This is a genomic window from Limimaricola soesokkakensis (genome assembly GCF_900172345.1).
Classification (GTDB): Bacteria; Pseudomonadota; Alphaproteobacteria; order Rhodobacterales; family Rhodobacteraceae; genus Limimaricola; species Limimaricola soesokkakensis.
Genome location: NZ_FWFY01000003.1, coordinates 40,430 through 53,038, shown reverse-complemented (window position 1 = coordinate 53,038; position 12,609 = coordinate 40,430). Strand labels below are relative to the sequence as shown.

Below are 12,609 nucleotides of genomic sequence, written 5' to 3'. Positions count from 1 at the left end.
GCGGCCCTTGTCGGCCTCGCGCAGCGCCCAGAGAGACAGGGCGAGCTAATCGCCGAGAGCGAGGACCAGCCTCACCACGGCACCTCCTCCCCGCGCCAGTCGTAAAAGCCCCCCGACTGCGCCGGATCAAGGTTGTCCATGACCTGCAGCAGGTTCTTCGCCGCCTCCTCGGCCGAAACCATCTTGTGACGCCCGGCATAGGGGGCGGTGAACTCGGTCTCGACCGTGCCGGGATGCAGGGCCACGAGCACCGCGCCCTTGTCCTGACGTTTCATCTCCAGCGCCGCGCCATGCACGATCTGGTTCAGCGCCGTCTTCGAGGCGCGGTAGGAATACCAGCCACCCATGGCGTTGTCGCCGATCGAGCCGACCCGCGCCGAGAGCACGCCGCAGCGCCCGCCCGGCTCCAGCAGCCGCGACAGCTGCCGCAGCACCAGCGCCGGGCCGATGGCATTGACCGCGAAGACCCGGGCCATGTGATCGGCCTCGATCGCGTCGAGCGCCTTTTCCGGCCCCTGCCCTTCGGGCGCGAGAATGCCGATGGCGACGAGGATCAGCGCGAAGGGCCCCTCGACGGCGCCAAGCACCCTTTCGACCGAGTCCGGGTCCGTGACGTCGAGCCCATCTTCCCGGCGCGACAGCCGGGTGACGGCCGTGCCGCGCCGCTCCAGTTCGGCGGCGAGCGCCGCGCCGATGCCGCCCGACGCGCCGATCACGAGAGCGGTCGCAGGAACGGTCGTGGAGGCGGCGGCGTCACTCGGCATAGATCATCTTCCGGGTCATGCCCCCGTCGAGCAGGATGCTCTCGCCGGTCATGAACCCCGCCCCGGCGAGCCAGAGCACCGCCTCGGCCACGTCCTCGGGGCGGCCCGCGCGGCCGGCCGGATGCTGCGCATGGTCGATCTCGCGCAGCTCGTCCCAGCCGGTTGTCACGATCCAGCCGGGCGCGATGGCGTTCACGCGGATCTCGGGTCCGAGCGAGATGGCGAGCGCGTGGGTCAGCGCCGTCAGCCCGCCCTTGGCGGCAGCGTAGGGTTCGGTCTGCGGCTCGGACTGGTGGGCGCGCGACGAGGTGATGTTGACGATCGCGCCGCGCCGCGCGCGCAACAACGGCACGCAGTGCTTGGTCATCAGGAAGGCACCGGTGAGATTGGTGCCGATCCATTTCTGCCAATCGGCCAGCGCCAGATCCTCGATCGGCCCCGCTTCCGGGCTCGCGAGCCCTGCGTTGTTGACCAGAAGGTCGAGCCCGTCCCAACCGGTGGCGGCGATGGCGGCCCGGACCGAGGCCTCGTCCGAGACGTCGCCCTCGATCGCCCGTGCGCCCTGGGGTAGCCCCTGCAGCGCCCCGGCGTCGCGGTCCATCGCCGCGACCTCCCAGCCCTCCTGCGCCAGCCGCTCCACGAGGCCGCGCCCGATACCTTTGGCGCCGCCGGTGACGAGCGCCCGCTTCATGTGCTGTGTCATGCGCCGCGAGCTAGAAGGATGCGTTCGCCGGTCAATCCGTGACGGCGCGGCCCCGGCGTGGCATGATCTCCGTCGGAGAGGAGGATCGTCCATGACCCGACCGACCATCTACCACATCCCGGTCTGCCCGTTCTCGCAGCGGGTCGAGATCCTGCTGGCGCTCAAGGGGCTGAGGGATGCGGTGGATTTCTATGTCATAGACATCACCGAACCGCGCCCCGACTGGCTGCTGGAGAAGACCGGGGGCACCACGGCTTTGCCGGTGCTGGAGACCGAGGATGGCGGCATCCTCAAGGAGAGCCTGGTGATCCTGCGCTATGTCGAGGAGCGCTGGGCCGAGCCGCGCATCGCCCGCGCCGACCCGTTCGAGCGCGGCATCGAGCGGCTGTTCATCACCCGCGAGGGGCCGTTCGGCATGTCCGGTTATCTCTATGTGATGAACACCGACCCCGCGAAGCGAGACGACAAGCGCGCGGCGCTGCTCGGGCATTACCGATGGCTGGGCGAGATGCTGGAGCGACACAACCCCGAGGGTACATGGCTGTTCGACCGCTACGGGCTGGCCGAGATCGTCTACACGCCGCTGATGATGCGGTTCTGGTTTCTCGAACATTACGAGGGATTCGATCTGCCCGAGACCCCCGAATTCGAGCGCGTGCGGCGCTGGCGCGACGCCTGCCTCGGCTTCGAGGCGGCGCAGCAGGTGCGCTACGACCAGATCGTCAAGCTCTACTACGATTACGCCGTGGGATCGGGCAATGGCGCGCTGCCCGAGGGGCGGCGGCGCTCGAGCTTCGTGTTCGAGCCCGACTGGCGCGACCGGCCGATGCCACCCCGTGACAAGTACGACCGCGTCGCCTCGGATACCGAGTTGGGACTTCTGTCGGCTTAGGGGTTTTCATCCCGCGAACGGGCGATATAGTCCCGCCCATGAGCCGGAACCTCACCCTCTCGTCCCCCGCGGCCCTGCCCGCGCTTCGGACCCTCCTTCTCCTTACTCGCCTCTGAGCGTGCCCGTCGGCGCGACCGCTCAGAGGGGACAATCGCGCCGGATAACGCACCCGGACCCGAGAGGAATTGAGAGATGACCACCACCCCCGACACCCGCCCCGAAAACCGCGTCCTGATCTTCGACACGACGCTGCGCGACGGCGAGCAATCGCCCGGCGCCACCATGACCCATGCCGAGAAGCTGGAGATCGCCGAGCTGCTCGACGAGATGGGCGTCGACATCATCGAAGCCGGCTTCCCGATCGCCTCGGAGGGCGATTTCAAGGCGGTGAGCGAAATCGCGAAGCAGTCGAAGAACGCCACGATCTGTGGCCTCGCCCGCGCCAACTACAAGGACATCGACCGCTGCTGGGAGGCGGTTCGCCACGCGAAATCGCCGCGCATCCACACTTTCATCGGCACCTCGCCGCTGCACCGCGCAATCCCGAACCTGACCAAGGACGAGATGGCGCAGCGGATCCACGACACGGTGACCCACGCGCGCAACCTGTGCGATAACGTGCAGTGGTCGCCGATGGACGCCACCCGGACCGAATGGGACTACCTCGCCCGCGTGGTCGAGATCGCGATCAAGGCCGGCGCCACGACGATCAACATCCCCGACACTGTGGGCTACACCGCCCCGATGGAGAGCGCCCAGCTGATCCGGCGCCTGATCGCCGAGGTGCCGGGCGCCGACGAGATCATCTTTGCGACCCATTGTCACAACGATCTGGGCATGGCGACGGCGAACGCGCTGGCCGCGGTCGAGGGTGGCGCCCGGCAGATCGAATGCACGATCAACGGCCTCGGCGAGCGCGCTGGCAACACCGCGCTGGAAGAAGTGGTGATGGCGCTGAAGGTGCGCCACGACATCCTGCCTTGGGACACCGGTATCGACACCCGCAAGATCATGAACATCTCGCGCCGCGTTGCCACCGTCTCGGGCTTCCCAGTGCAGTTCAACAAGGCGATCGTCGGCAAGAACGCCTTCGCGCATGAAAGCGGCATCCATCAGGACGGGATGCTGAAGAACGCCGAGACCTTCGAGATCATGCGTCCCGAGGATGTCGGCCTCAACGCCACCAACATCGTGCTGGGCAAGCATTCCGGCCGTGCCGCGCTGCGCTCCAAGCTGAAGGAGCTGGGCTTCGAGCTGGCCGACAATCAACTCAACGACGTCTTCGTGCGGTTCAAGGAACTGGCCGACCGCAAGAAGGAGGTCTACGACGACGACCTGATCGCTCTGGTGCGCCAGAACGAGGCGGTCTCGGATCGGCTGCGGCTCAAGTCGCTGAAGGTGATCTGCGGCACCGAGGGGCCACAGCACGCAGCGATGACCCTGACCATCGACGACGAGGAGAAATCGGTCGACGCCACCGGCGACGGCCCGGTCGACGCCACCTTCAACGCGATCAAGGCGCTGTTCCCGCACGAGGCGCGACTGCAACTCTACCAAGTGGCGGCCGTCACCGAAGGGACCGACGCGCAGGCGACCGTCTCGGTGCGGCTCGAGGAAGACGGGCGCATCGCGACCGGCCAATCCGCCGATACCGACACCGTCGTCGCCAGTGCCAAGGCCTATATCAACGCCGTGAACCGGCTGCTGGTGCGGCGCGAGAAGACCGCCCCGAATGCCGATGTGAAGGGCGTGGGCTATCTCGACGCCGGGGAGTAACATCGCGCCGACGCGGCGCCCCGGCGCCGCGTCTTCCATGCAACGGTACGTGAAACGGCGAAAATGCGCTGACCGCAGGGGTTGCGGGCCTTTCCGCGCCGGGCCGTCATGCCTATAAGGCGCGAGGTCCGCAGGCCCTCGGAGTCGCGGAACATCACAGCACTGGGAACGGGATAGATCACGCCATGTTCGGATTGGGCAGCTTGTTTTCGTCTGACATGGCGATCGACCTCGGGACGGCGAACACGCTGGTCTACGTCAAGGGACGTGGCATCGTGCTGTCCGAACCCTCCGTCGTGGCCTACCACGTCAAGGATGGCGTGAAGAAGGTGCTCGCCGTGGGCGAGGACGCCAAACTGATGCTGGGCCGGACCCCGGGCTCGATCGAGGCGATCCGGCCGATGCGCGAGGGCGTCATCGCCGATTTCGATGTCGCCGAGGAAATGATCAAGTATTTCATCCGTAAGGTGCACAAGCGGACGACCTTCTCGAAGCCCAAGATCATCGTATGCGTGCCGCATGGCGCCACACCGGTGGAAAAGCGGGCGATCCGGCAATCGGTCCTCTCGGCCGGCGCGCGGCGCGCAGGCCTGATTGCCGAGCCGATCGCGGCGGCGATCGGATCGGGCATGCCGATCACCGATCCCACGGGCAACATGGTGGTCGATATCGGCGGCGGTACCACCGAGGTGGCGGTGCTGTCGCTCGGTGACATCGTCTATGCCCGCTCGGTGCGCGTTGGCGGCGACCGCATGGACGAGGCGATCGTCAGCTACCTGCGGCGCCAGCACAACCTGCTGGTGGGCGAAGCTACGGCCGAGCGGATCAAGACCCAGATCGGCACGGCCCGGATGCCCGATGACGGCCGCGGCCAGTCGATGCATATCCGGGGCCGCGACCTCTTGAACGGCGTGCCGAAGGAGACCGAAATCTCCCAGGCACAGATCGCCGAGGCGCTGGCCGAGCCGGTGCAGCAGATCTGCGAGGCGGTGATGACCGCGCTCGAGGCGACGCCGCCGGATCTTGCTGCCGACATCGTAGACCGTGGCGTGATGCTTACGGGTGGCGGCGCGCTTCTGGGCCAGCTCGACCTCGCGCTGCGCGAGCAGACCGGCCTCGCCATCTCGGTCGCCGACGAGTCACTCAACTGTGTGGCGCTCGGCACCGGCAAGGCGCTGGAATACGAGAAGCAGCTGCGGCATGTGATAGACTACGACAGCTGAGACGACGCCCCCGCCGGGGGTGTCCCGACCCTCCCTCGCGGAGGGTTCCTGCCAGATGACGAGGGGGTGCGCGCTCCTTGGCGAGACCGAGACATAGCGGCGAGGATTACGCCCGCCCGATCCGCAGGCTGCTGGTCGGGCTCCTGCTGCTCGCGCTTCTGGCGCTGTTCGCCCTGTGGCGCATCGACAGCCCCCGCGTGGAGCGGATGCGCGCCGAGGTGGTCGACCGGGTGCTGCCCAGTTTCGACTGGGCGCTGGCGCCCGTCACCGGCCTCGCGACCATGGCCGGCAATTTCCAGAGCTATGCGCATCTGCACGAGCAGAACCAGCAGCTCCGCCGAGAGCTTCAGCAGATGCGCGCGTGGCGCGAGGCGGCGCTGCAGCTCGAGCAGGAGAACGCCAAGCTTCTCGATCTCAACAACGTGCGGCTCGACCCGCGGCTCACCTACATCACCGGCGTGGTGATGGCCGATAGCGGCTCGCCGTTCCGGCAATCGGTGCTGGTCAATGTCGGCGCCCGCGACGGCGTGCTCGACGGCTGGCCCGCGATGGACGGGATCGGGCTGGTGGGCCGGATCTCGGGCGTCGGGCACGCCTCGAGCCGGGTGCTGCTGCTCACCGATACCTCGTCGCGCATTCCCGTGACGATCCAGCCCTCGGGGCAGCGCGCGATCCTCGCCGGCGACAACACGATCTATCCGCCGATCGATTTCCTCGAGAACCCCGACCTCGTGCGTCCCGGCGACCGGGTCGTTTCCTCGGGCGATGGCGGCATGTTCCCGGCCGACCTGCTGGTGGGCCAAGTGACGATGGGCTCGGACGGGCGGCTGCGGATTCGTCTCGCCGCCGATTACGAGCGGCTCGAATTCCTGCGGGTGTTGCGCAGCCATCAGGCCGAGACCGTGGACGAAACGGGCCGGTTGATCGTGCCCGAACCGCGCGAGGTCTTCGGCCCGCCGGCCCCGGCGCCTGCAAGCATTGGGCTGGCCGAGCCAGAGCCGGACCAGGCCGCGGAGGCGCCCGATGGCTAGCCCCAGGCAGGCCCGGCTCTGGCTCGGCCGCGCGGGTTTCGCCGCGCTGGCCATGGGGCTGATCTTCCTGCGGCTGCTGCCGCTCGACACGCTGCCGCCGCGATGGGCCGGGCCGGACCTCTTGCTGGTGGCGGTGCTGTTATGGGTCGTGCGGCGGCCCGGCTTCCTGCCGGTCTGGATGGTGGCGGGGGTGGTGCTGCTGGCCGATTTCCTGTTCCAGAGGCCGCCGGGCCTGATGGCGGCGTTGACGGTGATCGCGACCGAGATGCTCAGGCGGCGGCACATGCGGCTGCGCGCCGGTGGATTCGCCGCCGAATGGGCGGCGACGAGCCTCGCCGTGGCGGGGATCCTCGCGGCAACGCAGCTGGCACTGCTGATCACCGTGGTGCCCGCGCCGCCGCTCGGCCTCGTGGCGAGCCAAGCCGTCACCACTGCGCTGGCCTACCCGCTCGCCGCCATCGCCGCGCGCTGGCTGTTCCGTATCGGCCACCGCCCCACCGATAGCCGTCGGAGGATCTCCGTATGAAACGACCGCCGAAGGAAACCGCCGAAAGCGCCCGCCGCATCGGGCGGCGCAGCCTCGTCATCGGTGCCTCGCAGCTCGCCATGATCGGCGTGCTGGGCTGGCGGATGCGGTCGATGCAGGTCGACGAGGGCGAGATCTACCGCTCTCTCGCCGAGGAGAACCGTATCAACATGCGGCTGATCCCGCCGGCGCGCGGGCTGATCTTCGACCGCAACGGCGTGCCGCTCGCGGTCAACGAACAGAACTACCGCGTGGTGCTCACCCGCGAGGATGCGGGCGATGTCGACGATACGCTCGACCGGCTGGCGCGGCTGATCGACCTGCCGCCCGAGGCGATCGAAAGCGCCAAGGCCGAGATGGCCCGTCGCCCCGCCTTCGTTCCGGTCACCGTGGCCGAGCGGGTGCCGTGGGACGACGTGGCCAAGGTCACCGTCAACGCCCCTGCCCTGCCCGGCATCACCGCCGAGGTCGGCCTGTCGCGCCATTACCCGCGCGGCTCAGATACCGCGCATGTGGTGGGCTATGTGGGCCCGGTCTCCGATTACGACCTGTCGAAGATGGAGAACCCCGACCCGCTGATGCAGATCCCGCGCTTCCAGATCGGCAAGACCGGGGTCGAGGCCAAGTTCGAGGAAGAGCTACGCGGCTCCGCCGGCACCAAGCGGATCGAGGTCAACGCCGCGGGCCGAGTGATGCGCGAGATTGACCGCGAGGAGGGCAAGTCCGGCGCGGACATCCAGCTCACCCTTGACAGCAAGCTGCAAAGCTACACCGAGGCGCGGCTCGAGGGCGAGAGCGCCTCGGTGGTGGTGATCGATCTCGAGACCGGCGACCTGCGCGCTGTGGCCTCGGCCCCGACCTTCGACCCGAACCTCTTCGTGCGCGGCATCTCGGGGCCCGACTGGCGCGCCCTGAACGAGAACAAGTACCGCCCGCTCTCGGCCAAGACCGTGCAGGGCGCCTACCCGCCCGGTTCGACATTCAAGATGGTGGTCGCCATGGCAGCGCTGGAATCGGGGCTCGTGGGCCCCGAGGACACCGAATACTGCCCCGGCTATTCCGAAGTCGGCGGCACCCGCTTCCACTGCTGGAAGCGCGGCGGCCATGGCAACGTCAACATGCATCGCAGCCTGCAGGAAAGCTGCGACGTCTATTACTACGAGATCAGCCAGAAGATCGGCATCGACCGCATCGCCGAGATGGCGCGCAGGCTCGGCGTCGGCGTACCGCTCGACGTGCCGATGTCGGCGGTGAGCGAGGGGGTGGCCCCCGACACCCAGTGGAAGCGCGACCGCTACGGCGAGAGCTGGCGCATCGGCGATACCGTCAACGCCTCGATCGGTCAGGGCTACGTGCTGGCGACGCCGCTGCAGCTCGCGGTGATGTCGGCGCGGCTCGCCACCGGGCGCGATGTGCGGCCACGGCTGGTGCATTCGATCGGCGGCGAGATCCAGCCCTCCGGCGCCGGCGAGCCGATGGGTCTCAACGAGAACTACCTGCGCCGGGTGCGCTCCGCGATGAATGACGTCTCGAACGCCCCGCGCGGTACCGGCTACGGGGCGCGGATCGTGGCCGAGGGGATGCAGATGGCGGGCAAGTCCGGCACCAGTCAGGTGCGCCGCATCACCGCCGAGGAGCGGGCCCGCGGCGTCACCTCGAACGCTGACCTGCCTTGGGAACGGCGCGACCACGCGCTCTGGGTCAACTTCGCCCCCTACGAGAACCCGCGCTTCGCCGTCTCGGTCGTGGTCGAGCATGGCGGCGGCGGCTCCTCGGTCGCCGCCCCGATCGCGCGCGACGTGACACTGCAGGCGCTCTATGACGGGCCGCCGCCGCTCGAGGCCTATCCCTCGAACCTGCGGGATGCGATCGCCGAGCAGCAAAAGCGCATCGAGAACCACGTGGCGCGTGGCATGACCGCCTCCGACAGGGCCTGAGATGAGCTACCTCGAGACCAACGCCAAGTTCGTCCCCACGGGCTTTCGCAAGCTGCTTTACCTCAACTGGCCGGTGATCCTGCTGATCACCGCCGTCTGCAGCTTCGGCTTCCTGATGCTCTACTCGGTCGCCGGCGGCTCGCCCCGGCCCTGGATGGAGCCGCAGATGAAGCGTTTCGGCGTCGGCATGGTGGCGATGATCGTCGTCGCCATGGTGCCGATCTGGTTCTGGCGCAACATGGCGCTCTTGGCCTATGGCGGCTCTTTGGCGTTGCTCGTGGCGGTGGACATGTTCGGCGAGGTCGGCATGGGCGCCCAGCGCTGGATCGATCTCGGGCCGATCCGGCTACAGCCCTCGGAGCTGATGAAGGTCAGTCTGGTGATGTTCCTCGCCGCCTATTACGACTGGCTGCCGCTCAGGCGCACCTCGCACATCTTCTGGGTGCTGCTGCCGGTCGTCTTCATTTCTATCCCGACGCTGCTGACGCTGGCCCAGCCCGATCTCGGCACGGCGCTGCTCTTGCTGATCGGCGGCGCGACGGTGATGTTCGCGGCAGGCGTCCACTGGGCCTATTTCGCCACCGTGATCGCTGCAGGGATCGGCGCGGTCTATGCCGTCTTCGTGTCGCGGGGCACGCCTTGGCAGCTTCTCAAGGATTACCAGTATCGCCGCATCGACACGTTTCTCGATCCCTCGAACGATCCGCTGGGCGCAGGCTACCACATCACCCAGGCCAAGATCGCGCTGGGCTCGGGCGGCTGGACCGGGCGCGGCTTCATGCAGGGCACGCAGTCGCGGCTCAACTTCCTGCCCGAGAAGCACACCGACTTCATCTTCACCACGCTGGCCGAGGAGTTCGGCTTCGTCGGCGCCTCGACGCTGCTGGCGCTCTACGCGCTGATCATCTTCTTCTGCGTGGTGTCGGCGGTGAACAACCGCGACCGCTTCGCCTCGCTGCTCACGATCGGCATCACCATGACGTTCTTCCTGTTCTTCGCGGTGAACATGTCGATGGTGATGGGGCTCGCCCCTGTGGTGGGCGTGCCGCTGCCGCTGGTGAGTTATGGCGGCTCGGCGATGCTGGTGCTGCTCTTGGCCTTCGGGCTGGTGCAGAGCGCGCATGTCCACAAGCCGAGGTGACATGAGGATCCTGTTTTCCGCGCCCGACACGGACTGGGCCGATTATCGCGAGTTGCTGCCCCGGGCACTGGCCGAGGCCGGCATCGAGGCGGAGCTGTCGCGTGAGGCCGATCCGGGGACGGTCGATTACATCGTCTATGCGCCCAATGACGCGCTGCGCGACTTCACGCCATTTATCCGCGCCCGCGCCGTGCTCAGCCTCTGGGCCGGGGTGGAGCGCATCGTCGGCAACGCGACGCTGACCCAGCCGCTGACGCGGATGGTCGATGCCGGGCTCGAACGGGGCATGGTGGAATACGTGACCGGTCATGTGCTGCGCCATCATCTCGGCATGGATGCGCATATCCTCAACCCGGAGCGCGCTTGGCATCCCTCGCCGCCGCCTCTGGCCGCCGATCGTCCCGTGACTGTGCTGGGCCTAGGCGCGCTGGGACGGGCCTGCGCCGAGACGCTTGCGGGGCTGGGCTTCCCGGTGACGGGTTGGAGCCGCACGCCGAAAGAGATCCAGGGACTGCGTTGCCTGTCCGGTGAGGACGGCCTGACGCAGGCGCTGCGCGACGCGCAGATCGTGGTGACGCTGCTGCCGCTGACGCCCGAGACGGAGAACCTGCTTAACGCCACGCGCCTTGCCCTGCCCGCGCGCGGCGCGGCGCTCATCAATCCCGGGCGGGGGCCGCTGATCGACGACGCGGCCCTGCTGGCGGCGCTGGACGAGGGGCGGATCGGCCATGCAACGCTCGATGTGTTCCGCACCGAGCCACTGCCCGCGGACCATCCCTACTGGCGGCATCCGCAGGTCACGGTGACGCCGCATGTCGCCTCGGCCACCCGCCCCGGCACGGCGGCGCGGGTGATCGTCGAGAATATCCGGCGCTCGGAGGCCGGCGAGCCGCTTTTGCATCTCGTGGACCGGGCGCGCGGCTATTGAGACCTCCCGAGCGGGGCTGGCGGCGTGTTTGCGTATTTCTGGAACAAAATGGCCTGAAGGGGCCTAGTGCAGCCGCGGCGGCTTTTCCGGGTCCATGCCCGGGGCCTTGGGTCCCGGCGCGACATGCGGCTGCGGCAGCTTGAGACGCAGGCCGACGCGGGCGATGCGCCTCGCGGTTTCGCTGCCGCCCTCGAGGAAGGTCACGTCGAGCGCGCCTTCTTCCAGCCCCGAGAAGGTCAGCGCCTCGCCCACGGCAACGGCAAGACCGCGCTCGGCCACCGGGGCGGGATCGATGAAGGCCAGAAGCGGTGCCTCGCGGCCATCGGCATATTCGACCCGCACCAGCCAGGCCTCTCGCGCCAGACCGCGCGCCGAAGCCAGCTTTTCGTCGAGCGCGGCCAGGAGCTTTTCCGAGAAATCCTTGGGCGGGTTCACCGCCACCGGCCGGTCGGCGGCCTGCTGCGGCGCATGGGTCAGCGTCTCGGCCAGCCAGACCAGCGCCTCCGGCGGCAGCAACCGCGCCGAGGGCGCCACGCGCGGGTTGAGCGCGAGACCGAGGCCCTGCGCGCCGAGGATCTGCGCCAGCGCCCGCCCGGGCACCGCCGCGTGGAAGGCCGCCGCGCCCGCATAATCCGACAGGCGTTCCTCGCGATCGAAGGCCACCGCATAGCTCTGCCCGGCCTCGTCGATGGTCACGGGGGTCACGTTCTCGTCGCCCGCCTCCTCGGCCAGCAGCAGGTACAGCTCGGCATCGGCGAGACGGCCGTAATAGCGAAGCCGCGCCGCGTCGTCCTCAGGCGACGCATCCATCGTGGCCGAGGCCACGTCGAGACCGGTTTCCATGTGTCAGTCCTCCATGATCTCTCGCACGCGGGCCTTCAGATCCGGGAGAACCTCCTCGCCGAACCACGGGTTGCGCTTGAGCCATGCGGTATTGCGCCATGACGGATGAGGCAAGGGAAACAGCTCTGGGCCGTATTCGCGCCAGCGTCGCACCCGCTCGGTTACGCCCGGCCCGCGGCCCAGATGCCAGTTCATCGCCGCGCCGCCGATCAGCACGGTGAGCCGGATGTCGCTCAGCTCGGACAGCACCCGGTTGCGCCAGACCTGCGCGCAGATCGGCGGCGGCGGCAGGTCCGAGCCCTTGGCATCATATCCGGGAAAGCAGAAGGCCATCGGCACGATGGCCACACGCGCGCGATCGTAGAATGCGTCCTCGTCGAGACCCAGCCAGTCGCGCAGACGGGTACCTGAACGATCCCAGAACGGGGTGCCGGCCTCGTGCACGCGAAGCCCCGGCGCCTGGCTCGCGATCAGGAGCCGGGCGCCGGGGCGAAACCAGACCACCGGGCGCGGCGCATGGCGCGTCGCGGTGGCGGCAAAGCGGTCGGCGCAGAGGCGGCAGGCGGAGAGATCGGAACGAAGCTGGTCCATCGCCGATCATCTATGTGCCCACGGCCCCCGCGCAAGGGTCCGATCAGACCCGACGGCCGCCGCGCAGGAACTTGCGTGCGAGTTTCCAGATCGCGAAATACTTGACGAACTTGCGCATGACGTCACTCCTTCACTAAGGGGGTTCGGCCTATAAACGCGCGGCCGAAGCCGAAGGTCCATGCGGTGGCGAAGGACACGCAAGGCCTTGACGGGAAACAGTCCCCCAGTTTGGCGAGGATTTCGGCGCTCTTTCG

The 12,609-nt window shown here is 68.3% G+C and carries 12 protein-coding genes; 8 read left to right on the top strand and 4 right to left on the bottom strand.

The features are described 5' to 3' along the window. Positions 1 to 71: 71 nt before the first annotated feature. Positions 72 to 764, bottom strand: coding sequence for an SDR family NAD(P)-dependent oxidoreductase (locus tag LOS8367_RS05605; RefSeq protein ID WP_085895520.1), 693 nt, complete (start codon positions 762 to 764; stop codon positions 72 to 74). After that, the gene (locus LOS8367_RS05600; RefSeq protein WP_085895519.1) at positions 754 to 1,467 is read right to left on the bottom strand and encodes an SDR family oxidoreductase; all 714 of its coding nucleotides are present in this window, start codon (positions 1,465 to 1,467) and stop codon (positions 754 to 756) included. Before LOS8367_RS05600 ends, LOS8367_RS05605 begins: the two co-directional genes overlap by 11 nt. Before the next feature lie 91 nt (positions 1,468 to 1,558). On the opposite strand from LOS8367_RS05600, the gene LOS8367_RS05595 reads away from it, so the two are divergent. The 8 genes from LOS8367_RS05595 (at position 1,559) to LOS8367_RS05560 (ending at position 10,921) form a co-directional block, all read left to right on the top strand. Beyond that, entirely contained in the window at positions 1,559 to 2,359 is an 801-nt protein-coding gene (locus tag LOS8367_RS05595; protein WP_085895518.1) for a glutathione S-transferase family protein, read from the top strand. A gap of 192 nt (positions 2,360 to 2,551) precedes the next feature. Continuing rightward, on the top strand, positions 2,552 to 4,135 hold the full coding sequence (locus LOS8367_RS05590; RefSeq protein WP_085895517.1) for a 2-isopropylmalate synthase: 1,584 nt from the start codon (positions 2,552 to 2,554) through the stop codon (positions 4,133 to 4,135). Positions 4,136 to 4,320: 185 nt separating this feature from the next. Beyond that, complete coding sequence (locus LOS8367_RS05585; RefSeq protein ID WP_085895516.1) at positions 4,321 to 5,358, top strand: rod shape-determining protein; 1,038 nt, start codon at positions 4,321 to 4,323, stop codon at positions 5,356 to 5,358. A 77-nt stretch (positions 5,359 to 5,435) separates the two neighbouring features. After that, on the top strand, positions 5,436 to 6,389 hold the full coding sequence (gene mreC, locus LOS8367_RS05580) for a rod shape-determining protein MreC (RefSeq protein WP_085895515.1): 954 nt from the start codon (positions 5,436 to 5,438) through the stop codon (positions 6,387 to 6,389). Beyond that, entirely contained in the window at positions 6,382 to 6,915 is a 534-nt protein-coding gene (locus LOS8367_RS05575; RefSeq protein ID WP_085895514.1) for a rod shape-determining protein MreD, read from the top strand. Before mreC ends, LOS8367_RS05575 begins: the two co-directional genes overlap by 8 nt. Then, a complete protein-coding gene (mrdA, locus tag LOS8367_RS05570; protein WP_085895513.1) occupies positions 6,912 to 8,852 on the top strand; it encodes a penicillin-binding protein 2 in 1,941 nt (646 codons plus the stop codon). Before LOS8367_RS05575 ends, mrdA begins: the two co-directional genes overlap by 4 nt. Before the next feature lies 1 nt (position 8,853). Further along, the gene (gene rodA / locus LOS8367_RS05565; RefSeq protein WP_085895512.1) at positions 8,854 to 9,993 is read left to right on the top strand and encodes a rod shape-determining protein RodA; all 1,140 of its coding nucleotides are present in this window, start codon (positions 8,854 to 8,856) and stop codon (positions 9,991 to 9,993) included. Between the two features lies 1 nt (position 9,994). Beyond that, positions 9,995 to 10,921 carry a 2-hydroxyacid dehydrogenase gene (locus LOS8367_RS05560; protein WP_085895511.1) on the top strand — a complete coding sequence of 309 codons (927 nt, stop codon included), beginning with the start codon at positions 9,995 to 9,997 and terminating at the stop codon, positions 10,919 to 10,921. 63 nt (positions 10,922 to 10,984) lie between these two features. Here the strand turns inward: LOS8367_RS05560 and LOS8367_RS05555 are convergent, their stop codons facing one another. After that, positions 10,985 to 11,764, bottom strand: a complete 780-nt coding sequence (locus LOS8367_RS05555; RefSeq protein WP_085895510.1) for an SseB family protein — start codon at positions 11,762 to 11,764, stop codon at positions 10,985 to 10,987. Between the two features lie 3 nt (positions 11,765 to 11,767). Continuing rightward, complete coding sequence (locus LOS8367_RS05550; RefSeq protein WP_085895509.1) at positions 11,768 to 12,355, bottom strand: uracil-DNA glycosylase family protein; 588 nt, start codon at positions 12,353 to 12,355, stop codon at positions 11,768 to 11,770. Positions 12,356 to 12,609: the final 254 nt, after the last annotated feature.

Excerpts from the sequence above, each read along its gene's own strand:
- LOS8367_RS05605 (WP_085895520.1), bottom strand. The coding sequence starts at position 764 with ATGCCGAGTGACGCCGCCGCCTCCACGACCGTTCCTGCGACCGCTCTC.
- LOS8367_RS05600 (WP_085895519.1), bottom strand. The coding sequence starts at position 1,467 with ATGACACAGCACATGAAGCGGGCGCTCGTCACCGGCGGCGCCAAAGGT.
- LOS8367_RS05595 (WP_085895518.1), top strand. The coding sequence starts at position 1,559 with ATGACCCGACCGACCATCTACCACATCCCGGTCTGCCCGTTCTCGCAG.
- LOS8367_RS05590 (WP_085895517.1), top strand. The coding sequence starts at position 2,552 with ATGACCACCACCCCCGACACCCGCCCCGAAAACCGCGTCCTGATCTTC.
- LOS8367_RS05585 (WP_085895516.1), top strand. The coding sequence starts at position 4,321 with ATGTTCGGATTGGGCAGCTTGTTTTCGTCTGACATGGCGATCGACCTC.
- LOS8367_RS05575 (WP_085895514.1), top strand. The coding sequence starts at position 6,382 with ATGGCTAGCCCCAGGCAGGCCCGGCTCTGGCTCGGCCGCGCGGGTTTC.
- mrdA (WP_085895513.1), top strand. The coding sequence starts at position 6,912 with ATGAAACGACCGCCGAAGGAAACCGCCGAAAGCGCCCGCCGCATCGGG.
- rodA (WP_085895512.1), top strand. The coding sequence starts at position 8,854 with ATGAGCTACCTCGAGACCAACGCCAAGTTCGTCCCCACGGGCTTTCGC.
- LOS8367_RS05560 (WP_085895511.1), top strand. The coding sequence starts at position 9,995 with ATGAGGATCCTGTTTTCCGCGCCCGACACGGACTGGGCCGATTATCGC.
- LOS8367_RS05555 (WP_085895510.1), bottom strand. The coding sequence starts at position 11,764 with ATGGAAACCGGTCTCGACGTGGCCTCGGCCACGATGGATGCGTCGCCT.
- LOS8367_RS05550 (WP_085895509.1), bottom strand. The coding sequence starts at position 12,355 with ATGGACCAGCTTCGTTCCGATCTCTCCGCCTGCCGCCTCTGCGCCGAC.